Below are 25,944 nucleotides of genomic sequence, written 5' to 3'. Positions count from 1 at the left end.
GCCTTATAGAGGGTATAGCATGAGTGAAGTTTTAAAGCTTGCTGAAATTATGTACACTGCCGCTGATTTTAATGAGGTGCTGTGTGTTATTTGTTATTTTGAGCTGTGTATTTATTTTGGTGATGTATCTTGAGTCTCTGTCTAAAGGGATGCCTGTAAAGCGCTGGATGCTGTTAGGTGGAGTGCTTGGGCCTGTCGCTTGGTGTTTGTTTAACGTGCATTACCGACGCGCATTTGTGCGCCATGTTGGCCGACAATCGTGTGGTTGGCGACCTTAAGCTTTTACAGTTTTTAGAAGACTTGGTGCAGATTTATCGAGTTGCTTTTGTAAGAATGCGGTAAATTCAGGTTGAGATAACGGTTTAGAATAATAATAACCTTGGACTGTTTGACACTTTAACTGCTCTAACATAACGACCTGATCAGCTTGCTCAACCCCTTCTGCAACCACATGTAAATCAAGGTTATGAGCAATGGTCACAATTGAGTCGACCATATTACGACCACGTTCTGATTGCATGTCGTCAATAAAGGCTTTATCAACTTTCAAGGTATTTAGTGGGAACTGTTTTAGATAGGCTAATGAAGAGTAACCCGTACCAAAGTCATCCATTGCAAGGTGAATACCACGAGCACTGAGTGAGCGCATGACTGCAATTGCTTCGTTCGGATCGTCCATAACCGTACCTTCAGTGATCTCAAGCTCAAGGAAGTAAGAGGGCAGTTCATTTTTTTGCAAAATTACATCAATACGAGTGGTTAAATCAGGTAAGCTAAACTGCTTGGCCGATAAGTTTACTGCCACACGACCGCTGAATAAACCTTGATCTATCCACGCCTTTACATCGCGACACGCTTTGTTTAAAACCACTTCACCAATTTCGATTATTTGCCCAGTTTCTTCAGCGATAGGAATAAACACACCAGGGCTTATGACGCCTTTTTTCGGAGTAATAAAGCGCACAAGTGCTTCCATACCATCTAGCTTACCAGTACGAATATTCATCTTCGGTTGGTAATACACCTCAAAGTGATCTTCTTTTAGACCGTAACGCATCAAGTTTTCGATTTGTAAGCGTTTAACCGCTTCACGGTTCATGGTGTCGTTGAAAAACAGGTAGCTATTACCTTTTTTCTTGGCGTGATACATGGCTGTATCCGCATTTTTAAGCAATAGTTCTGGGGTGTTGCCATCTTCAGGGAACAGGACAATCCCGACACTCGAGGTGATCACCAGTTCGTGACCCGCCATATTGAAAGGCGTGGCAATTGCAGCTAAAAAGAGTTTAGCCATTCGAGTGATGGTATGAATATCGTTGGTGCCCGACATTACCAGCGCAAACTCATCACCGCCTAGGCGATAAAACACATCTTTTTCGCGGGTTAACTTATTCAAACGCATCGCAAGCTTAGACAATAAGCTATCACCAAGTTGGTGACCCAGTGAGTCGTTAATCTTTTTAAAGTTATCTAGGTCAAACACTAACAAAGCGTGATGGTTATCTTGTTTAGCAAGCTTTTTCAGGTTAGTGAAAAACAAATTTCGGTTCGGTAAGCCCGTTGTGCGGTCGCGATTAGATAAGTTATGTAATTGTGATTCGGCTTTTTTTCGTTCTGTTTGATCTGAAAACACCACCACATAGTTACAAATTTGGTTGTGCTCATTTTTGATTTCATCAATTGAAATTTCAATCGGTAACAACTGTCTTTTTGCATTGCGAAGTTTTACCTCTTGTTGCCAATGCTCCGTCGCTTTTACGGTGGCTTTAATTTCATCCACATAGCTTTGGTCATAACCATTTAAGGTAAAATCTTTCTTTAAATATTGTTCGCGGCTGCCACCAAACAAAGTCAAAAAGCTCGGGTTTAAGTCAACCAGCTTGAAGTTTTTATCGTAAATGGCGATGGCGTCAGTTAACGACTCAACGCATTTTGCAAACAGGTTTAAACGTGCTTCAGTTGATTTAAGCTGAGAAATATCTCGCACTGTACCTGTCATACGTAAAGGGTTTAGGTTTGCATCTTTTTCGATGATCTTGCCGCGATCCAGTACCCAGTGCCAGCGATCAAAACTGTCTTTTATACGGTAGCTCGCTTCAAAGAATGCGGTGTGTTCAGCAAAGTGTTTTTTTAGCGCTGTTTCGACGTGTTGTAAATCGTGAGGGTGAATCAATTCGCGGTTAGGGGGAAAGCCACTGCTGCTGTTTGTATCTGAGGTGTATTTATCATTTATTCGCAGCACTTCACCGGTTTTAATATTCCAATCCCAAAGTGTGTCACCACTGCCTTCTACGGTACTTTTTAAGCGATGTTCTGAAATTCGAAGTTGCTGACGTGAGCGTTTTAATTTAAAAATGACAAATAATAGGTACGGCAATAACAGCATCATGATAGCGCTTGGAATAAGCAGCAATGTGCTCTGTTCCAGCTCTATAGGGCTGGCGGATGCTGAAAAAATCCCAGCCATACTTATTGTTAAAAAAGCAGAAATCATTTTTATTATTTTTGTCATTAATGCATTACCGTAATTCGCACCAATTAATCTAATCTAAGCCCGCGTCCGAGTCAAAGAGAATGCGAAGAAAGGGTTGCTTTTGGCTGTTTTTTGGCCTTTGGCTCACTTAAAAGTTCTATTCTTGGTCGGTTATCGCTAAATGTCTCGGTAATATACTGCTGCATTTGAGTAAGGCTTAACATATCAAGCGCCTCTAAAAGCTGCTGTTGCATATTAAATTCAGTATCGCGATTACCAATTGCTAACCATAAACGTTGCGAGCGCAGGCGTAAATTTTTATCTTTTTCAGCAATGTGTGTGACAAGACCCGCTTTGGCATCGAGCCATTGTTGTTCAGTAATACTGTTTATTTGCGAGACATAATTGCTAATAAATTGCTGATGACGTTTCAGTATCTCATCTGCACTATGCTTAGGTGACTGCACATAAAAAGCGATACCTGCACGGGTATTAAATGGGGCATAGCCCGCTCCAACCAAATAGCCAAGTTGTTGTTTGGTTCTTAACTCATTAAAGTAGTCTTGATTTATTAAATGATTAAGTACCATCATTTGCACTTTTTCAGTGGTGTCATCGGTGCGTGCTTGGTAGTAAAGCACCATCGCATGATCGCTGCAATTTAACGTAAAACGCTGTTGCTCAACATCGGTAATATCATTGAGTGGTCGCGTTAAATCAATAATCGTGGTGCTGCCAGCTAAGTGTTCAGTCACTTGCTTTTGAAACTTAATAGCATCACTGCGCTGCCAGTTACCATGTAAAAAAGACTCAACATGCAAAGCTTTAAAAAACTCATTTCTAAAGCAATTAAACTGATGGAAACTGGTATCTTTTAAAGCTTGCGCTAAGGCATTCGGCTCTGGGTTCCACGGCATGATTTGCGCACCCAAAATACTAAATAACTCACTGACGGGTTTATTTTGATTGCTGTTTCGCCAGTGTCTCACAAGCTGCTTTTTATACTCAGCAAAGCGTTTTGCACAGATCTCAACATTAAAGAGCGCATCCAGTAATTCATTAACGAGCTCTAACTGACTCGATGAAAGGCCCGCAGTGTGTAGGGTTAAGCCGCCTTGGTGCGAGGTTAAATGATAACTAAGGCCTGCCAATTCTGCCGGATAAAATTGCTCAGCTACACTGTCCATAAACAGGTCGGCAAACAAGCGGGTAAGCGCCATGTGTTTAACATCTTTAATCGCAAAGGTTGAGTCCATTGCTAAGTAAAAGTGTCCTTTAGCCACCCGAAAAGTCGCATCTTGTTTGAACCAAAAATCAAGCCCTCTCTTTTGACTAATAATTCTGGTTCATTGGTTGGCTCATCTAATGGCAGTAGTTCAACATCTTTAGTGAGATAGGGGTTGGCACTAGGCAAGCACATCTGTGGTAATGGTGTGTTTATTTCACTGAGTGCTTCAAGCCAACTTGTTGAGATATCTTCTACTTTATAGGGGGTATTGTACCAAGCGGTGGTGTGCTCTGGTTCAACACCTGGATGGATTAGTACCAAGCGCATGTTGTCAGGCGTGAGCCATTGCATGGCAATTTCGTGGGCGCAGCGATTAAAGCCTTCCATTAAATAATCGCCTTGCACATAGTTGGCTTCATCGTAATGCTGCATATTAATGCTTAAGTTACTCACCCAATCAATTAAGCGCGCTTTTTCTTGGTTATCGAAGGCGATTTGTAATAGGTTCTTTTTATCTTGATAAAGACGCGGCAATTTATCGCAGTTTTGGTTGATTAAGCAGATATACTCAAACACCATTTCGACGATATCTTCATAGTATTCAATACCTTCATCAGTTAACGCCATGCTGATATTAAAATCTTTGAAGTTACTACCATTAATACCGCCACCTGCTGACAGAGCATTGATCCAACCTTGCTCTTTTAAAATAGAATATAGCGACCCTTTGCCTTCGTAGCCGAGTAAGTGGGCAATAAAACTAACGGTTTTGTGACGATAAAAGTCATCAATATTTGGCATCGCAAAGCTAATAATGAGCTTTTGCATATGTTTATGAGGTTCAATGTGTAACACCTTACCTAAGTCTTGTTTACGGTAAAGTGGCTGCTCTATAATCTCTTTACTTTTAGGCTGCCCTTTTATTTCGCTAAAAAATTGTTTTACCCAAGTTGTCATGGTTGCAATATCTTCATTGCTACAGATCACCAGTGTCATCCACTGAGCCTGATAATGACTATCGAAAAAAGCGCGTAGCTCATCACTGATGCAACCTTCACGATCCGCAAGAGTTTGCTGATTACCGACCGAAAACTTTGCAAAAGGGTGAGCTGGGTTCACAGTTTCTTTGTGAGCCTGATAAATACGTCGGCCATCATCTTTTATTTTTAGCTTAAATTCTGCATCTATAGCATTACGCTCTTTACTGGTTTCTTTAGGATTTAATAGGGGGGCAATAAAAAAGCGGCTAAATTGCGCCAGTGCTTCAGCAAACTGTTGGTTGTTAATATCAAAGAAGTAGCAAGAGTGCTCTGTGCCAGTCCACGCGTTGGTATTGCCACCAGACTGTGATACAAAATTGGAAAATTCGCCCGATTCTGGGTACAAATCAGTGCCTAAAAAAAGCATGTGTTCCAAAAAGTGCGCGAGACCTTGTCTATCAAGGGGATCGTCGAAATGGCCTGCATTGATTGCCATAGAAGCCGCTGATTTTGTTGACTCTAAGTCTTGCACTAAAAGTACTTTTAGACCATTGTCCAGTGTTAGGGGCTGATATGTTCTGTTATCATTGCGGCTGATATTCAAAAGATGCTCCTGAAAGAATGCGTTAATGTCTTAACAACAGATGATATTTTCAGGAAAGCTAAAAAAGACAGAGCTACGAAAATCTACCTGAATATCATAAGCGGATGTTTAATGTATCTAGTGATGATATTCTAATATAGCGAACAATCAAGCAAACTGGCTACTGTTTTATATTCTTTAATCGGTTGATTTTTTATGAAAACAATCTTAATCATGCGCCATGGCGAAGCTACGCCAATGCAAGCAGATGATGCAGCAAGACAACTGACCGAGACCGGTCACCAAGAAGCCAGTAGAATGGGGCAGTGGTTAGCAACACACCATAAACCTGACGCTTTGTTGGTAAGTCCTTACATTCGTGCACAACAGACTGCTGCCGATGCGACACAACATATTTCGTTACAATTTAATGAAACCTGTAGCGATATTACCCCTGATGGTGTTCCGCAAGTTGCTGCTGATTATCTTGAAACGCTGATTGCTATGCATCCACAGTGCAACACCTGGTTAGTCGTTGCCCATATGCCCATTGTTAGTTACTTAGTTGATCAGTTAAGTCCTGGTCATATGCCAATTTTCAATACTGGTGCGGTTGCTGTTATCGAATATGATGAACATAAACAGCGCAGTCACTACCTCAGTATTCACTCGCCAAATAACGTCGAAATATAACAGTGGATTTGCTAAATTAGCGCCACTGTTAATTTTTTTAAGTTCTTACTATGACAATCGAACGTTTACAAACCGGTGCGCGTATGAGCCGCATCGTTAAGCATAACGGCACTGTATACCTATGCGGCCAAGTTTGTGCTGATGCTGAAAAAGATATCACCGAACAAACTCAAACCATGTTAGACAAGGTCGAAGCGCTACTTATTGAAGCGGGTAGTAGCAAAGAGCACATGCTAAGCGCCACAATTTACCTGAAAAGCATGGAATACTTTGCACAAATGAACGCTGTTTGGGATGCATGGGTACCACAGGGTCATGCACCTGCTCGCGCTTGTGTTGAGGCCAAAATGGCGCGCGATGCGCTATTAGTTGAGATTTCTGTCGTTGCAGCCGTTAAGTAACGAGCAGCGTATAGCGCAAATGATTGCTCGCTTTAATGAGCAATCAGGGCGCGAAGTGAGTGAACTGCCAAGTTGGCATTTTTGCGACAATGAGCAAGATGCCAATGACTGCGCATTGCTGGTTTTAAATGGTGTAAAACAAGCAACAACCCCTTCACTTTATTGGTTTAAAGCCAATAATGAAGCCCTTCCTGAAGTTGGTGATTTAGCCATTTTTACCAATTGGCAGGGACAGCCACTCGGCATAATTGAAACCGTCTCTGTAACTATTACCCCATATAATCAAATAAGCGCCGATTACGCCGCATTAGAAGGCGAGGGCGACAAAAGCCTTGAGTACTGGCAGCGTGTGCATTGGGATTATTATCAGCGAGAGCTCGCAGGTACAGGCTATCATTGTCACCCTGAGATGCCGTTGGTGTGTGAGCAGTTTAAGTTAGTTTTCAAGGAGTCAGAATGAGCACGAATCCTGTGGTTCTTATTACCGGAGGCGGCCGCGGTATAGGCGCAGCGACAGCAAAGCTGTTTGCTAAACATGGCTATGATGTGTGTATTAATTATAAGTCAGATCAAGCAAGTGCAGAGCAAGTCGCTGATAAGTTAAAAGCCTATGGCGTGAATGCGTATTCGTTGCAAGCTGATATTGCCGATGAGCAGCAAGTGCTCGCCATGTTCGCTAAATTAGATGCTAAGGTTTCGCGGTTAGATGTATTAGTTAATAACGCAGCGATGATGATGCCGCAAATGCCGTTATTAGAGATGGATGCTAAGCGTATCAACGCTATTTTAAGTTGTAATGTTACTGGCGCCTTTCTGTGTGCGCGAGAAGCAATAAAGCGTATGGACAAAGGTAGTATTGTCAATGTTTCATCGGGTGCGTCGCGAACAGGCTCGCCAAATGAATATTTAGATTATGCCGCATCCAAAGGAGCGCTTGATACTTTCACGATTGGCCTTGCCAAAGAAGTCGCGAGTAAAGGTATTCGGGTAAACGCGGTAAGGCCAGGCCTTATTTATACCGATATGCACCGTGATGGCGGTGAAGCAAACCGAGTCGATAGGTTAAAATCTAAGTTGCCACTAGGACGCGGTGGTGAGGCTGATGAGGTCGCTTCAGCAATTTATTTTTTGGCAAGTGAGCAAGCCTCATTCACAACGGGCAGTTTTATCGATGTATCTGGTGGCTTATAAAACTAAAGTAAAATACTTAACCAAATACTAAAGCTCACTACACTCAATACTGTTGAAAGCACGACGCTACTTGCCAGTGTTGCTTGGTGTTGCTTAATTTGATTGGCGATTAGATAAGCGTTGACCCCTAAAGGAGAAGCGCTTAAAAGTACTAACACGTTCAGTAATGATTGCTCTAGGTGGAATACGCTGCCTGCAAAAAAGTAGACCCCGCACGGTAACACAATAAGCTTGATGATGGTTGCGATGATTGAGGCTTGTAAGTTGTCGGCCACTTTATAAAACGCAAGGTTCGCCCCTAATACAAAAAGCGCACAGGCAATGGCAGGTTTGGCAAGTAGACTCAGGCCATTTGCCAAATCATCAAAAAGTGTAAAGCCAAGTAGGTTAACAGCCAAGCCGCTACTGATACTTAACACGACTGGATTCAGCAGCATGTTTTTAGCAAATGCTTGCCAAGAGAATGTTTGCTGCGACTTCGCACTGAGCAAAAAGGTAAGGGTAAACAAAAGTGCGCTATGAAAAGTAATGATCATAAACACAATGCCAACCATCTGTTGCCCAAGTGCAGCAATAATAATAGGCAAACCTACCAGTACCGTATTTGAGTAACTACTGCCAAGAGCAAATACAGCATGACGTGACGGCGCAGAGTGCTTGCTAATGAGATAGTGGTCAATCACATAGCCCAGGGCGTAAATGGCCAGTACTGGGATGTAAAAGCTCAAAAACCCTGCAATAGACACACTATTTTGTAAATCGGCTTGGGCCATATTTAAAAATAGAAAAGCAGGCACACTGATGTAAAAAGTAAACTTACTTAACCCTGCAATATGCTCTTTCGATAAAAATTTGCTTCGCGAGCTGATGTAACCACTTAACACGATAAAAATCAGTGGAAAGATAATCGAAAAAATATGCACTTTAGGCCTTATGACAAGAAGACGTTAGCGTCTGAACTCATCACTTTGTGGAAGATTAATTAAAATAAGTACCGCCCCTTTACCACCAAATTCAAGGGGTGCTTGGTGCATCGCAATCACATCAGGGTGTTGCACTAAATATTGCGGTACCTTGTGTTTAAGTATGCGCTCACCAATGCCATGCACAACACAAGCGCAATAGTAATGCTGTTTTTTACACTCATGAATTAATCCAGCTAGCTCATCTTTGGCTAATTCTTTATTTAAGCCATGTAAATCAAGGGTTAACTCAGGTGGGTAATCTCCACGGCGAAGTTGCTTTGCTAAAAAGCTATCGTGACCTGGTTTGACATAACTTACAGTGCCATGAGTGTCGATGTCTGGTACATATTCATCAGAAAAGAAAAATTCTGCCTGATGTTGCTTTTTTTGCTGGGAAAATTGCTTCGCTTGTGACACTTTAGGCTTATTGGTGAATCGAATAGTGTCTTGTTTAAATGCTTTGGCACCACTGATACTCTGACGAAATAAGTCAATATCGTCAGTGCTGATGTGGTTGTTGGCGTGGGGATCTTTTTTCATGGCGGCAGTCTAAACAAAAAAACGCTAAAAATCGAGTAAAAACCAACTGAAAAGACGGTACAATACGCGTCAGAACAGACTTTGAAAGTTAAGGAACATACATGAACCATTTCCAGATTGAAGACGCAATTTTAGACGAGGCAATTGCAGAACTTTCAACGTTGCATGATTGGTTACGTTGGACAACCAGTCAATTTGCCAGCAGTGGTATTTTCTTTGGGCACGGCACAGATAATGCGTGGGATGAAGCAGTTAGCTTATTGTTACCCGCATTAAGTTTGCCAATCGATGCGCCAAAAGAGCTAATGCATGCGCGTTTAACCAGCACCGAGAAAAACCGTTTAGCTGAACTAATTGCAGAGCGTATTAATGATTGTACGCCAGTACCGTACCTGACCAACACCGCGTGGTTTGCAGGTATGCCGTTTTATGTTGATGAGCGCGTGTTAATTCCACGTTCGCCATTTGCTGAGCTAATAAACAATCGCTTTGCACCTTGGTTAGAAGAGCCAAGCTCAGTAACGCGCATTCTTGATTTATGCACTGGCTCTGCATGTATTGCTATTGCACTTGCACAAGCATTCGAAGATGCACAGGTTGATGCGGTTGATATTTCATATGAAGCGCTCGAAGTTGCAGATATTAATATTAGCGATTACATGCTAAATGACCGTGTACTGCCAATTCAATCAGATGTGTTTAGTGGTGTTCCGGGTCAAAAATATGACCTGATCGTAGCTAACCCACCGTATGTTGACGCTGAAGATATGGCTGATTTACCTCGTGAATTCCATCACGAGCCAGAGCTTGGTTTAGCATCGGGTCATGATGGTCTTGATGTTACTCGCACCATCCTAGCTGAAGCTGCAGAGCATCTAACTGATAACGGTTTGTTATTTGTCGAAGTTGGTAACTCTATGGTACATATGGAAGAGCTGTACCCAGGCGCACCATTTGAATGGATTGAATTCGAACAAGGTGGCCTTGGTGTGTTTGTGATCAGCAAACAGCAGCTTGTTAACTATTTCGAAGATTAACAGCAGATTTTAAAAGCCGAGCCTGAGGGCTCGGTCTCAGTAGTCATTAGGAATGAGGAAAATTAATGGCAGGTAATAGCATCGGGCAACTATTTAAAGTGTCCACCTTTGGTGAGAGCCACGGCGTTGCATTAGGCGGCGTTGTTGATGGCACACCAGCAGGTCTTGAAATTAGCGAGGCCGATTTACAAATTGATTTAGACCGTCGTAAGCCGGGGCAAAGTCGTTATACAACACAGCGCCGCGAAAGTGACGAAGTAAAAATTCTTTCTGGTGTTTTCGAAGGTAAAACCACAGGTACTAGCATAGGTTTACTGATTGAAAACACCGATCAACGTTCAAAAGATTACGGCAAAATTGCCGATGTATTTCGCCCAGGTCATGGTGATTATACCTATTGGCATAAGTACGGTATCCGTGATTATCGAGGTGGTGGTCGCTCTTCTGCCCGTGAAACGGCGATTCGTGTAGCGGCGGGTGCAATTGCAAAAAAATACCTAAAACAATTTCATGGTATTGAAGTACGTGCTTGTTTGAGCCAGCTTGGGCCAATTAGAGCTGAAGATTACAACTGGGATGAAGTGGAAAACAATGCATTTTTCTTCCCGGATCCGAGTAAATTAGATGCGCTTGATGAATACATGCGCGACCTAAAAAAACAAGGTGATTCGGTAGGCGCTAAAGTTAAAGTGGTTGCTAAAAATGTGCCTGTTGGTCTCGGTGAGCCAGTATTTGATCGCCTAGATGCAGAGCTTGCACACTCATTAATGAGCATTAATGCGGTAAAAGGCGTTGAGATTGGTGATGGCTTTGATGTGGTTGAGCAAAAGGGCTCTGAACACCGTGATGAGTTAACTCCTGATGGGTTTACATCAAATCACGCGGGCGGTGTACTTGCGGGTATCTCGACAGGGCAAGACATCATTGCCTCTATCGCACTTAAGCCAACTTCAAGCATTACCATACCGGGTAACAGCATTAATACCAGCAACGAAGCGGTAGAGATGATCACCAAAGGACGTCATGATCCCTGTGTAGGTATTCGTGCTATTCCTATTGCTGAGGCGATGATGGCGATTACTTTAATGGATCACTTATTGCGCCAACGTGGTCAAAACCCACATGTAAGCCACGAACATGGACCAATCAAAGGTTCTATTTAAGCGCAGTATTAAATAAAGTAAACGCAGTTAATGAGCGCGATGATTATCATCGCGCTTTTTTATGTCTTAATCATTTCGACAAGCTGCTTAAGCTGTTCATGACTGAGAGGGTTGTGGGCGTGATTACCGTATAGCAGGACGATATCAATGACAGGCAGTACCGGAAGTGAGTTATCGCTCATCTCTTCCACACCCGATTGCATGCTTATTCGCGCCATACTGCCAATTGCCAGCCCTTGTTTAATCAAGCCATGTAACGCTCCCGCTGAGCCACAACAGGCAATAATATTAAAACGACGCTCGGCCTTTAATAGACCCTCAATACTGGCTTGGTGAAACTTACAGTCTCGTTGAAACAAGGCGATTGGAAGTGGGGTTGAATCGTTAATCTCAAAAGCAGGGCTTTTCACCCACACGCCTTGGCTTGATTGCAATAAGTAGCCTTCTTCGCTGTCTGGCGAGCGAGTGGCAATCACCAAATCGAGCATACCTTGGTCTAGTTTGGCTCTAAGCTCAGTACTAGGGGCGCAGCTTATTTGTAAATCCAGTGCATTAAACTGTTGGTGTAAAGCATCAACAAGCTCTGGTAGTAAAGAGTGGGCATAGTCATCAGGACAACCAATGCGCACACGTAAATTGCCAGTGCCTGCTTTTAATTGCTTAAAGGCTTCATCATGAAGCGCTATCAATTGCTTTGCATAGCTTGCTAGCTGGTGGCCTTGATGGGTTAGCACCAACTGACGGCCTTGCTTTTCAAATAGCGGACTTGCGAGGTCTTGTTCAAGCTTTTTCATTTGCATACTTACCGCAGATTGGGTTCTGCAAATTTGTGCTGCAGCACGGGTGAAACTGCCTGTATCAACAAAAGCACAAAAAGTTCTGAGGGCATCAATATCCATAATGTATCAGCTTTTCTTATAGGTAGCATAAAAACAATTGGCGAGTAATTACCCAATTGCTGTTTTATAGTGGGTCTAATCTAAACGTTAAAGGAAGCACAATGCAATTATTTATTGGCAATAAAAACTACTCAACTTGGTCATTGCGGGCGTGGTATTTACTAAGTAAATTCAATATCTCTTTTACAGAGCTGCAATTAGTTTTAGATACGCCTGAGTTTTATGAAGCATTAAAAAGTAAGTTTCCCGTGCAAAAAGTGCCGGCCCTTATTGATGCTGAGTTAATCGTGTGGGATTCACTCGCTATTTGTGAATACATCAATGATGCTTATCTAAATGGTGCGGCTTGGCCTAGTGAAATAGCCCAAAGAGCAAAAGCACGCAGTTTAGCGGCTGAGATGCACTCTGGTTTTGCTGCACTTCGCAATGAAATGCCAATGAATATTCGGGCTAACAGGCATGTTGAATTATCAGAGCAAGCTAAAAAAGACATTGCGCGTATCGATGAGATATTTTCTGCTCAGCAGCAAAGTTACCCTAATGCATGGTTATTTGGTGAGTTCTCTATTGTTGATGCGATGTTTGCACCTGTGGTGCTGCGCTTCAAAACGTATCAGGTGGAGCTTTCGCATGCTGCACAAGCTTATTGCCAGCACGTACTTAGTTGCCCGGTAATGCAAAGCTGGATCAGCGAGGCCCTTAAAGAAACCGATATTGTCGACTGTGATGAAGCAGGTGAAGAAATCAACTAACTGAAATTTAGAGTATTTTCCTATTTAATTTATTGTCTACTATACTTTTATTTGGGGTTTTTTGTCGTATTTTTATACAAAAATACTAGTTTAATTAATGAGCATACACTCTATACTAGAGTAGTTGCTCTTTAATCTAACACCCCTCACTTCCTTTCGTAGTAGGCATTTATTTATGGGCGCTTTTGCAGCAAAATTATTAAACGAAGATATGTCGATTGAGCGTTATGCTTGCCAATTTAAATCGTTACAGGTTGAGCAAGCATTTTTGCAAAGTAAATTCGTACAAGATAAAAAAATAGCTCAATTTCTTACCTGCTTGATTGCAGTAGTCACTTTTTTGGTGACATTCTTTGATAAGATGATCATTCAAGCGAGCTTTTGGCCCGATATTGCCCTGATCGGTAGAGCCGTTACTATATCAGTTTGTTTAATAAGCGCTTTTGGTTTAGGTTTTATAAAAACTCCAGGGCAGTTAAAACCCGTAATAGTCGTGTTTATGGTGTTTTTATTTTTGAATATCCAGTTCATGGTTGTCACCTATGAGCGAAATTATATTTTGCACATGTTTTTTGATGTGATCATTTTGATCACCTTTTACTTTTCAACATTGTTATCTTTGAAGTTATCTTTGTTTTTAGGTGTTGCTTACAGTGTCTTCGCTGTGATTGTTATTTACTCCTATAAAGATATATCCACTCACTCATTTTATGTGGTGATCTTAGCGCATGTGGCTGCAAATTTAGCGGGGTTGATCATGGCAGCTCAAGAGCACACGATGCGCCGCGCACTATTTGTAAGAAATACTCAGCTTGCCCAGCTTGCCCATGAAATGAAAACCCAAGCCCTTAAAGATGCACTTACTCAGCTGCCCAATCGCCGTGCTTTTGATAATGCCTATGAAGAATATCAGCGGTTGGCTAAGCAACAGCAAGGTGAGGCAAAACAAGTGTGTGTTATTCTGGCTGATATTGATTATTTTAAACGTGTGAATGATACCCATGGCCACGAGGTGGGGGATGTCGTGTTACAACGTTTTTCTGCTTTTTTAACTCACTCACTACGTACATCTGATGACGTTTATCGTTTTGGCGGAGAAGAGTTTGTTATTGTGCTGCCACTATGCTCTGTGCCTGATGCAACGGTTATTATCAATAGTATGATTTCACGATTGAATAGTGAAGTGTGCGAGGTTGGTGAGTTGTCTTTACCAATTCGCGCCAGCTTTGGTTTAACTGTGATGCAAGAAGAGCCTAAAAAATCAGTTATCTCACGGGCTGATGCTGCGCTTTATCAGGCGAAAGATGCAGGACGCAATCAATTAGTCATCAAACTATAGGGGCTGAAAAGTGCACAAATACATGTACCTTATTGTTGTTTCGATATAATCTTAAAGTATCATTTTTTAAAACAATCTGAATTATTAGCTAGCAAGGAGTCGCGAATGCTATCACGCCATGATAAGGGCTATAAAATTTCAATCAGAGCCAGTGTTCTACTGGTATTCGCTCTCGCGAGTTTACTCACTGGCGTGGTGGCGATTAGTCTGCATTATTATTTTAGTGAAAAACTGATACTACAAACTAAATCTGAGCAATTTAAGCAAACTAGCCAACAAATAGCTGATCACATCACCCGAATCAATGAGCGAGCCGATAATACCTTGAGCGTGATGATCCACGACACGCGACTCTTTTCGAATAGCCAAGATAATAAAGGCATTTTACAGCATGTTTTGCTTGAAATTTTAACGCGCCATCCAGACTTTTATTCACTCATTCTTGGTCATGCTAATGGCGACTTATTGCAGGTTATTAATTTAAAAGGCTATGCAAAGCTTCCTCCATCGTTCCAACTTGATGAAGACGATCATTGGCTGGTTTACCAAATTACTGGGCAGGGCAGCGATCGTAAGCAAGTAACCACGTATTTAGGCGAGTCGCTCAACGTTCGTAAAAGAGACATTAAAGCGACAGATTACGACCCGCGCACCCGTGTTTGGTTTCAGGATGCAACCAGTACTTCGGTGACGAAAACCGAGCAGTACGTGTTTAACGTGTTTGATGTACCAGGTTATACCTACGCAATAAAGTCAGCGCAAACAGGCGATGTATTAGCGATTGATATTGCCAGTGCAAGCTTGAATCATTTTTTAACCGTGCAACAAACTAAAATGAAACACTTGGTTGAAAGTGAAATGTATGTATATCGGGGCAATGGCGAAATTATTGCAACCAGTAAAAATCAAAGCCATCAGCATACCTTTGATGATTTATCTCAGTTGATTAAATTGGATGAACAGCAATCAGGGCTTGCTAATAAAGCGCATCAATTTGGCAAAATGCTGAGCGTCCATGAAAAGGGCATAGAAAAGTACATGTTTGTGCTGCCTTTGCCGCTCAGTAGCGATATGCAATCTGATGAAGTGGATTACTTCACCGTACTGGTATCTAAAGAAGATGTGTTAGCAGTAATTAAAGAAAAAATACGTATTTCAATTTTAGTGACGGGCTTATTTTTACTCTTGCTACTGCCCGTTTCTTGGTTTTTTGCCTCTTCAATCGTTAACCCAATACTGAAACTAGTGGGTGAAAATAAAAAAATTCAACAGCGCGATTACAATGAGGTTTCAACGCTTTCGAGCCATATTCTAGAAATTCATTATTTAGCTAGTTCAATGGTCGATATGAGTCGCTCCATTGAGCAACATGAAAATTCACAAAAAGCGCTGATGGAGTCTTTTGTCGAGCTCATTGCGCAAGCCATTGATGATAAATCACCGTACACGGCAGGGCATTGTGAGCGTGTGCCAGAGCTGGGTATTTGGCTTGCAGATGCGGCATCTGGTTCAACCGATGAGGCGTTTTCTGAGTTTAGCTTTAAAACCCCGGATGAGCGACGCGAGTTTCGTTTAGCGGCGTGGTTACACGACTGCGGTAAAATCACCACACCAGAACATATTGTTGATAAAGGCACTAAGCTTGAAACCATTTATAACCGCATTCACGAAGTACGCACCCGATTTGAAGTGCTGCTACGTGATGCAAAAATTGCCTACTACGAGCAACTATTAGCGCACCCAGAGCAGCAATCTGTGCTTAAGCAAAAGCTTGAGCAACAAACAGAAAAGTTACACGCTGATTTTAGCTTTATTGCCGCCTGTAATGTCGGTGGTGAGTTTATGGATGAAGCGCAGTTGTCTCGCTTACATGAGGTTGCTAGCATCAAGTGGCAGCGCTATTTTGACGCAAGTTTAGGTTTATCGCCCCTTGAAGAAATGCGTATGGCTGATTTGAAAAATCAGCATTTACCTGTCGAAGAGTCACTCCTGAGCGATAAGCCAAGTGATTTAATTCCACACGAAAAAGCCGTTGAGTACCCAGAAAGTTTGGGCATTAATATGGCGATTCCAGAGTATAAATATAACCTTGGCGAAGTCTATAACTTGTCGGTGGCGCGGGGCACGTTAACAGCGGAAGATCGGTTTAAGATCAATGAGCATGTGATCAGTACAATTCGTATGCTTGGGAGTGTGCCATTCCCTAAAGAGTTAGCGAGAGTTCCGCGTTATGCATCAACCCACCACGAAACCTTAAAAGGGACTGGCTATCCGCGAAAATTAACCGCTAAGCAGTTATCAATACCTGAACGTGTGTTAGTACTTGCTGATATCTTCGAAGCATTAACCGCGGCAGATAGACCTTATAAAAAAGCAAAACCTTTGAGTGTTGCTGTTGATATTTTAGCGAAAATGGTCGAAGACGATCACATTGACCGTGACGTATTTGAGCTCTTTTTAACTTCTGGCATTTACCTAAAATATGCAAAACAGTTTTTACATGAGTCGCAAATCGATTCGGTCGATATTCAAAAATATCTAAGATAATTATTTGCTTATGCTTTAGGCTAATATTGCAGTGTTTTTGTTTGTAATACAAAGTTATTGGTGTATACATATTATACAAGCTAATATTATTTACGAACAAAGCATTGCAAGGAGATGCATAAGTGCTGGTATCTGCTTTTCAAAAACTCAAACAAACAATACGTTTCTCGATTCGTCTTACCGTTGTTGCGGTGTTCGTATTAGCCACCTCATTAACAGCCCTGATTGCAATTAGTCTGCAATATTATTTCAGTGAAAAAATGGCCTTAGAAGCCAGTGTTAAAAACTTTAATTTAGCCACTGGCTCTGTCGCTGATTACCTTACCGGTGTCAATGAAAAGTCGGAAAACACGCTAAGTGTAATGGTACAAAACAGTAGCCTTATCAGTGCCGACAGCGAAGATAAAAGTGAACTGAGAAATGTCATGAGTGAAATCATGCAGCTCAATCCATTGTTTTATGCCTTGTATGTTGGCTATGAAAATGGTGACTTTTATGAATTAATAAATTTAGAAAGTAGTGAAATAGTTCGTCAGCAGTTGCAAGCCATCGAAGCCGATCGCTGGGTCGTGATCCACATTACCGGCGAAGGGGCTGAGCGTGTTCAGCACACCCATTATTTTGATCAGCAATTTAATTTACGCATTTCTCAAACTAAAGGTACCAGCTATGACCCCCGAGAGCGTTTGTGGTTTAAGCAAGCAAATTCTGCCCGAGTCAATAAAACCAAGCCGTATTTCTTTACCCACCTGCAAGCGCCCGGGCAAACCTATTCGATAAAGTCGGCAAGCGAAAACAGTGTCTTAGCGTTAGACGTTAGTTTGTCGAGCATCTCTGAATATTTAAGTAAACAGCAAAGTAAAATGAGCAGCCAGTATTTAAGTGAGCTGTACATATACAATAAAGAGGGTGAAATTGTTGCCTCTAATCAACAAAAAAATAGCTTACGTCTGCCAAGGCTTGAAAAATTGCCTCTGACTGAAGAGCAGCAAAGTGTATTGGCAAAGTATCCTTATTTAAGCGTATCAAACGAGACAAACTGGCCACCGATGGATTTTAGTGTCGGCGGAAACCCCAAAGGCTATAGCATTGATTATATTAATGGTTTGGCTGAGTTGCTTGGAATTAAGGTGACCTTTATCAACGGTTTTACTTGGTCTGAGTTTTTAACGCAATTTGCAAAAAATGAAATAGACATTATTCAGCCTATATTTAAAACGCCTGCTAATGAGCCACTTGGTGTAATGAGTGAAACCATGGCAAGGTTGCCGTTTAGCATAATTACTGCACAAGGCACCACACCGGTTGTCACCATGAAGCAGCTAGCGGGCAAACAGTTGGCGATAGGCGAGGGCTGGTCGGTGATTAACGTGATCAAAGAGCACTTTCCCGACATCGACATTGTTGAGCTACCAAGTACAAAAGCGGTACTTGATGCAGTTAGCCAAGGACGGGTCTTTGCAGGCTTAGATAACGAGGCGGTGTTCAAATACACCCAAAAGCAGTTTTTTATTGATGGCATTCAGTACAATCAGCTAGATACATATAGCCACGACCTTTTACCCGATACCCTGCATTTATTATTTCACCCAGAAGATGAAGCGCTTAAAGACTTAATTGATATGGCAATAACACACCTGCCAAATTCGTACATTGCGGCACTCGAGCGTAAATGGTTAGGGAGCGATCCCAATCAGCAATCACAAGTGATTGGTACCGTGCCATATCCTGAGTTTTTAAGTTTAATCACAGATAAAACAAACTTTGCCCATTTACGTTTGATGACCCTAAATGGCATTGAAAAATATGTGTATATCACTCCGCTTTCAGAAGGGGGCAGTAATAGTGATTACTTAGCGATAGTGGTGCCGAAAGAAGGCGTTTTGAGCTCTACCCGTGAAAAAATTAAGCTTTCTATTTTTATCACTGCCGCATGCTTAATTATGGTATTGCCGGTGTCATGGTTTTTTGCCTCACCCATCGTTGCACCTATTAAGACCTTAGAGGGCGAAAACTTAAAAATTAAACGTCGACAGTTTGATCAAGTATCTACATTAAAAAGTAGTATTAAAGAAATCAATAACCTGGCTAGTTCCATGGTGCAAATGAGTCAATCTATTCAGCAGCATGAGCAAAAGCAGAAAGCCTTAATGGAGTCATTTATTGAGCTTATTGCACAGGCTATCGATGATAAATCGCCTTATACAGCAGGGCACTGCGAGCGGGTACCAGAGCTGGGCATTATGCTGGCCAAAGCGGCCTCAAACTCAAATGAACACGCTTTTAAAGAGTTTGCCTTTAAAAATAAAGACGAGCTAAGAGAATTTAGCCTAGCAGCTTGGCTACATGACTGCGGTAAAATCACCACCCCAGAGCATATCGTAGATAAAGGCACGAAGTTAGAAACCATTTATAACCGTATCCACGAAGTGCGTACACGGTTTGAAGTACTGTGGCGAGATGCAGAAATCGCTTATTTAAAAGCGTTGCAAAGCTCACCAGAAAAGCAACCTGAGCTTGAAGCTGAGCTTGGCAAACGCCAATCACAATTACGCAGTGATTTTTCGTTTATCGCAGCGTGCAATGTGGGTGGCGAGTTTATGGATGAAGCAAGTCTTGAGCGCTTAGAGGCACTCAGTAACATTACGTGGCAGCGACATTTTGACGATAAGATAGGGCTTTCGCCAGTGGAAGAGCTGCGAGTTCACAGCAACGATGAGCAACTGCCTGTGACTGAAAAGCTACTTTCTGATAAACCTGAGCATTTGATTGCCCACGATAAACCAATACAGTATGACGAGCGCTTAGGAATTCAAGTTACTATTCCTGAGTATAAGTATAATCTTGGCGAGTTGTATAACTTACAAATTCAACGCGGTACATTAACAAACGAAGACCGCTTTAAAATCAATGAGCATATTATCAGCACTATTCGGATGCTCGATAACGTACCATTTCCTGATGAATTAGCTCGTGTGCCTCGTTATGCCTCGACCCACCACGAAACACTCAAAGGCACAGGGTATCCACGTAAGTTGTCTGCGGATGATTTATCAATACCAGAGCGCGTGTTGGTGCTGGCTGATATCTTCGAAGCATTAACCGCAGCCGATAGACCATACAAAAAAGCCAAACCGCTGAGTGTTGCCATAGATATTTTAGCCAAGATGGTAGCCGATCAACATGTTGATGAAGATGTATTCAAATTGTTTTTAACTTCAGGTATTTACCTTGAATATGCAAAACGCTATTTAAACCCAGCACAAATCGATGATGTTGATATCGCAAAATACCTGTAACTGAGGGTAGTTGCTTTTACTTTACAGTGAAAAGTCCGTACAATTCGCCTCGTTTTTAGTGACGCTTTTAACGAGATGAATTCAAGCCGTATGCATCAGATTGCTGACTTAATCGCTATTTTTGAAAACACTTTTTATCAAAGCCATAACACGCGTTTGATAAAGGGTGATGATGAACCTATTTACCTACCTGCTGATGAGCAAACGCCTTATCACCAAATTGTGTTTGCCCATGGTTTTTATGCCAGCGCCTTACACGAAATTGCCCATTGGCTAGTGGCTGGAGAGGCGCGTCGGTTAAAAGAAGATTATGGCTATTGGTATTGCCCTGATGGCCGTGATAAGCACCAGCAAGCTGAATTTGAAGCGGTTGAAGTAAAGCCCCAAGCTATCGAATGGGCGCTCAGTACCGCAGCGGGTTTCGATTTTAATGTATCGGTAGATAATCTTAATGGCGAGCAAACCTGCCGATTTGATTTTCAAGCGCGGGTTCACCAGCAGGTGTTGAGCTTTTTAGCATCTGGCTTTAATCAGCGCACAACAGCACTGCTTAACGCATTGAGCGATTTTTATAATACCCCATGGCCATTAACGGCTGCACAGTTTACATGGCAGCGTGATTATCAGGACAACCCAGGAGCTTTATCTAATGCAGTTTAAATTAGGTTTAATTGTAAACCCGGTTGCCGGCTTAGGTGGCAGTGTCGCATTAAAGGGCAGTGATGGCGCAGAGACAGCTGCAAAAGCAATGCAACTTGGCGCTGAGCCAAAAGCAAACTTACGCACCAGAGCAGCGCTTGAAGTACTGCTTGCCCATCAAGATGACTTAACTATTTACACTGTAAACGGTGAAATGGGTGAGCAAACTGCAAGCCAACTTGGTTTTAATACTCATGTTATTTACCAAACAAATGATATCACTACACCTGAAGACACAGAGCAGGCTGCTAAGTTATTAGTTGAGCAAGGTGTCGACCTTATTTTATTTGCGGGTGGTGATGGCACTGCTCGCAATATTTGCCACGCGGTTGGTGATAGTACCCCTGTGCTGGGTATTCCTGCTGGTTGTAAAATCCATTCTGGTGTTTATGCAATAACCCCCAAAGCAGCTGGACGTGTTGTTGAGATGCTAGTTAAAGGTGAACTTGTAAGCCTTGGTGATGCCGATGTGATGGATATCGACGAAGAGGCATTTCGCGAAGGTACAGTAAAGGCTAAGCGCTACGGCGAAATGCAAGTGCCAAGTGAAGTGCGCTACGTACAAGCGGTTAAAAATGGCGGTAAAGAAACCGATGAATTAGTGCTTGCCGATATAGCTGCCTATGTTGTTAGTGAAATGGATGAAGACTGCTTGTATGTGATGGGCAGTGGGTCTACAGTCGCGGCAATTATGGAAGAAATGGGTCTTGAAAATACCTTGCTAGGCGTAGACTTAGTGGCAGACCAAGAGCTTGTTGCGCAGGACTTAACTGCCCAGCAATTACTTGAGCTCACAGAAGGTAAAGAAACCAAGTTGGTGATCACTTTAATTGGTGGCCAAGGCCATATTTTCGGTCGAGGTAATCAGCAATTAAGCCCGGCACTTATTCGTGCCATTGGTCGCGACAATATTATTGTGGTAGCGACGAAAACTAAATTACAGGCCTTGAATGGCCGACCACTGATTGCCGATACGGGTGATAGTGAACTAGACGATGAATTAAGTGGTTATATTCGAGTAACCACAGGTTTTAATGACCATATTATGTATGCAGTGGGTCATCAAGATGGGCTGCACCCAGAGGAGAAGTAACAATGAGTTTAGTAAGTTATATTGATGCAGCGCAGCAATATTTTGATGATTTAGTCGATAAAGCAACAGACGACGAGTTATTTGCTGGTGGCTATTTGCGTGGTCACTTTGACTTAGCTGTAGGCTATGCACAAGTAGAAGAATTAAACTTATCGATTGATGAGCTAAACAATCAAGTTGAATCTAGCCTCGTTAAAGCTTATCGCAACGGCGAGCTTAACGAAGAAGATAAAGAGCTTGTTGTGCGTCTGTGGGATGAAGTAAAAGCACTTGCAGCTTAATTGACTTAAATAGAATCTAAAGAAGCGGCCTTTTGTCGCTTTTTTTACATATTCACATTACCTTTATTGGGTAATTCCATTAACTTAAAATTTACCTCATTGCACAGATGCGTTAAGGTAAAAAAGATATTTTTCCAGGGAATTTGAAAATGAATAACAATAATGATGTGCAGGCACCAAGTGGTGCAATCGCACGTTTTCTAAATACGATTGAAAGGGTGGGTAACAAACTACCTGATCCGGCGATTATATTTTTAGTCGCAATGCTGCTTATTTGGTTTTTATCTTGGCTCTTTTCGGGCACCACATTTGATGCAATCGACCCGCGCACCGGTGAAGCGATTGTAGTGCATAACTTATTAGCAGGGGATTCCCTTGCCACCTTTTTGTCTTCAATGGTGAAGACCTTTACTGGCTTTGCGCCGCTTGGTGTGGTGCTGGTTGCTATGTTAGGTGTTGGTGTTGCTGAGCATTCTGGCTTTATCAATACTGGCCTTAAATTAATGTTAAAGGTTACGCCTAAGCAGCTTTTAACACCGTCTATTATTTTAGTGGCGATTGTCAGCCATACCGCTACGGATGCGGGTTATGTATTAGTGATCCCACTTGCTGGGGTAATCTTCTATGCGATGGGGCGTCATCCGCTTGCTGGTATTGCTGCAGCATTTGCGGGGGTAAGTGGTGGCTTTAGCGCAAACTTTATTCCGTCTGGGATTGACCCGTTACTGCAAAGCTTTACCCAAAGTGCCGCACAAATTATTAACCCAGATATGGCGATTAACCCGCTCAATAACTGGTTTTTCACCTCAGCTTCGAGCTTATTTATTATCTTATTAGGCTGGTATATCACAGATAAAATCATCGAGCCGCGTTTACAAAACACGCCACTTGATGGAGATACTGAAGACTTACCTGCATTTGATGAAGCGCGCAGTGATGAAAAACGTGCGTTTTATATTGCAAGTACAGTGATGATTGCTGGCCTTGCTTTACTTTGGTTTGTTTCGGCCCCAGCAGACTCTGCGATGCGAAGCAGCGATGGCTCATTAACTAATTTCCGTTCACCGTTAATGCAATCAATTGTACCGCTTATCTTCTTACTGTTTTGGATCCCAGGTGCCGTTTACGGTTTTGCCGTGGGTACCTTCAAAAGCTCTAAAGATATGATAGATGCAATGAGCAAAGCGATGAGCGGTATGGCTTATTATATTGTTATGGCGTTCTTCTGTGCGTTATTTATTGCTGCATTTAGTAAATCAAACCTAGGTGCATTACTTGCAATTGAAGGAGCAGAGCTGTTAAAAGCAATGGCACTACCAAGCTCAGTAACGGTGATCGGTATTATCTTTTTAACGGCGTTTGTGAACCTGTTTGTTGGCTCAAGCTCCGCAAAATGGGCGTTACTAGGACCAATATTTGTACCCATGCTGATGCAACTGGGTATTTCACCTGATTTAACGCAAGCTGCCTACCGTGTAGGTGACTCAAGCTCGAATATCATCACGCCACTAATGCCATACTTCCCATTGGTTGTTGTGTACTGTCAAAAGTATGTAAAAGGCACCGGTATCGGCACCTTAATCGCGATGATGTTACCGTACTCAATCGCCTTCTTAATCGGTTGGAGTATCTTCTTACTCGCGTATTGGGGCTTAGGCATCCCACTTGGCTTACAATCAAGCTACGCATACCCAGCCATCGGCTCATAAGGATTAAAGTAACAAAGCCTCAGTCATCCAGCGTGAGGCTTTAAAAATACTGAAGGCTGATAGCTGACGGCTGACAGCTTTACTTTAGACACAAAAAAACCTTGTCACTCTCATGACAAGGTTTTTTTATTGCTTAAAGCTTCAATTAGTTCGCAGTGAAGCTCACTGGACGACGCTCTTTACGAGGGCCACCACGTTTTTCACCACGATCTTTGAAGTTACGCTTTTTATCACCACGATCACCGCTTGGGCGCTCAGAGCGAGGTGCAGCAGTTGGCGCTGGACCTTGATCTTGTGTTAAAGACATATTCATTGGGCGCTTACAGATAAACACCTTTTGGAAATGGTCTAACACGTCTTTTGGCATGTTTTGCGGTAACTGAACCGTACTGTGCGTGTCATGAAGACGGATATCACCGATGAACTTGCTCGAGATATCAGCTTCGTTAGCAATCGCACCAACGATATTTTTAACTTGTACACCGTGCTCACGACCTACTTCGATACGGTAAGTATCCATAGGACCCATGTTACGGCTGTTGCGCTCACGTGGCTCACGAGGTTTACGCTCGCGTCCTTGACGGTCGCCACGCTCAGCACGATCACCACGTTCGTTACGACGACGGTCGTTACGCTCGCCACGCGGTTGAGCTTTAACTTCTTCAACCTTGATTGGTGATTGTTGCTGCGCTAAACAAAGTAATGCACCTGCTAAGTCTTCAGCACTTAACTCAAGTTTTTCTGCCATATCAGCAGCAACTTGATTGAAGAAAGTGATGTCTTTGTTTTCAAGAGCAATTGTTAATTTGTCTTGAAGTGCTTTGATACGCTTTTCTTCAACTACTTTAGCAGTCGGTAATTCAACTTGTGCGATATCTGATTTCGTATGACGAATGATATTTTTAAGTAAATAACGTTCGTTATGTTTTACGAAAAGAATCGCTTTACCTGTACGACCCGCACGACCAGTACGACCAATACGGTGAACGTAGGCTTCTGAGTCTTGTGGAATATCGTAGTTGATTACTAGGCTTAAACGGTCAACATCAAGACCACGTGCAGCAACGTCTGTTGCAATAACGATATCAACTAGGCCGTTTTTCAAACGGTCTACTGTGCGTTCACGTGCTTGTTGGTTCATGTCACCATTAAGTGGTGCAGCAGAGAAACCTTCATGCTCAAGTAATTCAGCTAATTGTACAGTGTCGTTACGTGTACGTACGAAAACAATCGCGCCATCGTATTGTTCAGCTTCTAAGAAGCGAACGATAGCTTTGTTTTTGTGTACGTGTGCATTCCAAAATACTTGTTCAACAGTTGATACAGTTGAGTTACGAGCAGAAATATGAACTTGCTCAGGCTCATTCATGTACTTGCTGCTGATATTTTGAATTTGCTTTGGCATAGTCGCAGAGAAAAGACATGTTTGCTTTTCACGCGGCGTTTGCTCCATGATACTTTCAACATCATCAATGAAGCCCATGCGTAACATTTCGTCTGCTTCATCAAGAACAAGGGCTTGTAAGCTCTCAAACTTGATTGTGCCACGGTTAATGTGGTCGATTAAGCGGCCTGGCGTTGCAACAATGATTTGCGCGCCACGACGAAGTGCACTTAATTGGATGCTATAGCTTTGGCCACCATAAAGGGCTAAAACTTCAACACCACGAGTATGCTTAGCATATTGTTCGAATGCCTCAGCTACTTGGATCGCAAGTTCACGCGTAGGCGTTAAAACAAGGATCTGTGGCTGTTTCACAGACGGGTCAATATTATTTAGTAACGGCAGAGCAAATGCTGCTGTTTTACCTGTACCCGTTTGCGCTAGTCCCAGTACGTCCTTTCTTTCTAGCAATAACGGTATACATTGAGCTTGGATTTCAGATGGAGTCTTGTAACCCAACTCTTCAACTGCTTTAAGGATTGCAGGAGAAAGATTTAGAGATTCAAACGTGACTGGTTCTGACATTAATACGCCTCAACGAATTTAAAGAGGCGCGCATTGTATAGGAAATACAAGGCAATTGCTTGTATAAATTACAACTAATTTGTATGTGGTTGATGTTGGTCAT

The 25,944-nt window shown here is 42.4% G+C and carries 20 protein-coding genes and 1 pseudogene; 15 read left to right on the top strand and 6 right to left on the bottom strand.

Annotation, left to right across the window (positions count from 1 at the left end):
* Positions 1-83 precede the first annotated feature (83 nt).
* Positions 84-278 (top strand): hypothetical protein, encoded by a 195-nt coding sequence (locus C2M33_RS21165; protein WP_138624605.1) that lies wholly within the window; start codon positions 84-86, stop codon positions 276-278.
* On the opposite strand, the gene C2M33_RS19650 is transcribed toward C2M33_RS21165, so the two are convergent.
* Together C2M33_RS19650 and C2M33_RS19645 are read right to left on the bottom strand one after the other, a co-directional pair.
* On the bottom strand, positions 275-2,389 hold the full coding sequence (locus tag C2M33_RS19650) for a sensor domain-containing protein (protein WP_420820060.1): 2,115 nt from the start codon (positions 2,387-2,389) through the stop codon (positions 275-277). The two genes, C2M33_RS21165 and C2M33_RS19650, sit on opposite strands and share 4 nt — an antisense overlap.
* Positions 2,390-2,565: 176 nt before the next feature.
* Positions 2,566-5,285, bottom strand: a pseudogene (locus C2M33_RS19645) (insulinase family protein).
* A gap of 195 nt (positions 5,286-5,480) precedes the next feature.
* Between C2M33_RS19645 and sixA the strand changes: the two are divergent.
* From sixA to C2M33_RS19625, 4 genes are read left to right on the top strand one after another with little or no spacing between them, the layout of a single operon-like run.
* The gene (gene sixA, locus C2M33_RS19640) at positions 5,481-5,957 is read left to right on the top strand and encodes a phosphohistidine phosphatase SixA (RefSeq protein ID WP_063706710.1); all 477 of its coding nucleotides are present in this window, start codon (positions 5,481-5,483) and stop codon (positions 5,955-5,957) included.
* 50 nt (positions 5,958-6,007) lie between these two features.
* Positions 6,008-6,358, top strand: coding sequence for a RidA family protein (locus C2M33_RS19635; protein WP_054562122.1), 351 nt, complete (start codon positions 6,008-6,010; stop codon positions 6,356-6,358).
* Entirely contained in the window at positions 6,342-6,818 is a 477-nt protein-coding gene (locus C2M33_RS19630; RefSeq protein ID WP_063706712.1) for an ASCH domain-containing protein, read from the top strand. The genes C2M33_RS19635 and C2M33_RS19630 overlap by 17 nt, the downstream gene beginning before the upstream one ends.
* Positions 6,815-7,549, top strand: coding sequence for an SDR family oxidoreductase (locus C2M33_RS19625; RefSeq protein ID WP_063706714.1), 735 nt, complete (start codon positions 6,815-6,817; stop codon positions 7,547-7,549). Before C2M33_RS19630 ends, C2M33_RS19625 begins: the two co-directional genes overlap by 4 nt.
* A gap of 2 nt (positions 7,550-7,551) precedes the next feature.
* Here C2M33_RS19625 and C2M33_RS19620 read toward each other — a convergent pair whose 3' ends face one another.
* Positions 7,552-8,472 (bottom strand): AEC family transporter, encoded by a 921-nt coding sequence (locus tag C2M33_RS19620; RefSeq protein ID WP_063706716.1) that lies wholly within the window; start codon positions 8,470-8,472, stop codon positions 7,552-7,554.
* A 24-nt stretch (positions 8,473-8,496) separates the two neighbouring features.
* On the bottom strand, positions 8,497-9,054 hold the full coding sequence (smrB, locus tag C2M33_RS19615) for an endonuclease SmrB (protein WP_054553197.1): 558 nt from the start codon (positions 9,052-9,054) through the stop codon (positions 8,497-8,499).
* A gap of 101 nt (positions 9,055-9,155) precedes the next feature.
* On the opposite strand from smrB, the gene prmB reads away from it, so the two are divergent.
* Complete coding sequence (prmB, locus tag C2M33_RS19610; RefSeq protein ID WP_063706718.1) at positions 9,156-10,091, top strand: 50S ribosomal protein L3 N(5)-glutamine methyltransferase; 936 nt, start codon at positions 9,156-9,158, stop codon at positions 10,089-10,091.
* A gap of 65 nt (positions 10,092-10,156) precedes the next feature.
* Entirely contained in the window at positions 10,157-11,254 is a 1,098-nt protein-coding gene (aroC, locus tag C2M33_RS19605) for a chorismate synthase (RefSeq protein WP_063706720.1), read from the top strand.
* Positions 11,255-11,313: 59 nt separating this feature from the next.
* On the opposite strand, the gene C2M33_RS19600 is transcribed toward aroC, so the two are convergent.
* A complete protein-coding gene (locus C2M33_RS19600; protein ID WP_063706722.1) occupies positions 11,314-12,153 on the bottom strand; it encodes a LysR family transcriptional regulator in 840 nt (279 codons plus the stop codon).
* 101 nt (positions 12,154-12,254) lie between these two features.
* On the opposite strand from C2M33_RS19600, the gene C2M33_RS19595 reads away from it, so the two are divergent.
* The 8 genes from C2M33_RS19595 to C2M33_RS19560 all read left to right on the top strand — a co-directional run bounded on the left by C2M33_RS19595 (position 12,255) and on the right by C2M33_RS19560 (position 23,872).
* Complete coding sequence (locus tag C2M33_RS19595) at positions 12,255-12,905, top strand: glutathione S-transferase family protein (protein WP_063706724.1); 651 nt, start codon at positions 12,255-12,257, stop codon at positions 12,903-12,905.
* A gap of 175 nt (positions 12,906-13,080) precedes the next feature.
* Complete coding sequence (locus C2M33_RS19590; RefSeq protein ID WP_063706726.1) at positions 13,081-14,244, top strand: GGDEF domain-containing protein; 1,164 nt, start codon at positions 13,081-13,083, stop codon at positions 14,242-14,244.
* 105 nt (positions 14,245-14,349) lie between these two features.
* Positions 14,350-16,791 carry an HD-GYP domain-containing protein gene (locus C2M33_RS19585; RefSeq protein WP_105175221.1) on the top strand — a complete coding sequence of 814 codons (2,442 nt, stop codon included), beginning with the start codon at positions 14,350-14,352 and terminating at the stop codon, positions 16,789-16,791.
* 122 nt (positions 16,792-16,913) lie between these two features.
* Positions 16,914-20,090 (top strand): HD domain-containing phosphohydrolase, encoded by a 3,177-nt coding sequence (locus tag C2M33_RS19580; protein WP_105175220.1) that lies wholly within the window; start codon positions 16,914-16,916, stop codon positions 20,088-20,090.
* Between the two features lie 90 nt (positions 20,091-20,180).
* The gene (locus tag C2M33_RS19575) at positions 20,181-20,750 is read left to right on the top strand and encodes an elongation factor P hydroxylase (protein ID WP_063707205.1); all 570 of its coding nucleotides are present in this window, start codon (positions 20,181-20,183) and stop codon (positions 20,748-20,750) included.
* Positions 20,740-21,882, top strand: a complete 1,143-nt coding sequence (locus tag C2M33_RS19570) for an ATP-NAD kinase family protein (protein WP_063706732.1) — start codon at positions 20,740-20,742, stop codon at positions 21,880-21,882. The genes C2M33_RS19575 and C2M33_RS19570 overlap by 11 nt, the downstream gene beginning before the upstream one ends.
* A gap of 2 nt (positions 21,883-21,884) precedes the next feature.
* Complete coding sequence (locus tag C2M33_RS19565; protein WP_054553188.1) at positions 21,885-22,163, top strand: YfcL family protein; 279 nt, start codon at positions 21,885-21,887, stop codon at positions 22,161-22,163.
* A 149-nt stretch (positions 22,164-22,312) separates the two neighbouring features.
* Entirely contained in the window at positions 22,313-23,872 is a 1,560-nt protein-coding gene (locus tag C2M33_RS19560; protein WP_063706734.1) for an AbgT family transporter, read from the top strand.
* Between the two features lie 145 nt (positions 23,873-24,017).
* Here C2M33_RS19560 and C2M33_RS19555 read toward each other — a convergent pair whose 3' ends face one another.
* Positions 24,018-25,841 (bottom strand): DEAD/DEAH box helicase, encoded by a 1,824-nt coding sequence (locus C2M33_RS19555; protein WP_063706736.1) that lies wholly within the window; start codon positions 25,839-25,841, stop codon positions 24,018-24,020.
* Positions 25,842-25,944 lie beyond the last annotated feature (103 nt).

It is taken from the genome of Pseudoalteromonas sp. T1lg122, from assembly GCF_002964825.1.
Lineage (GTDB): Bacteria > Pseudomonadota > Gammaproteobacteria > Enterobacterales > Alteromonadaceae > Pseudoalteromonas > Pseudoalteromonas gelatinilytica.
This window is presented reverse-complemented; position numbering and strand designations above follow the sequence as displayed.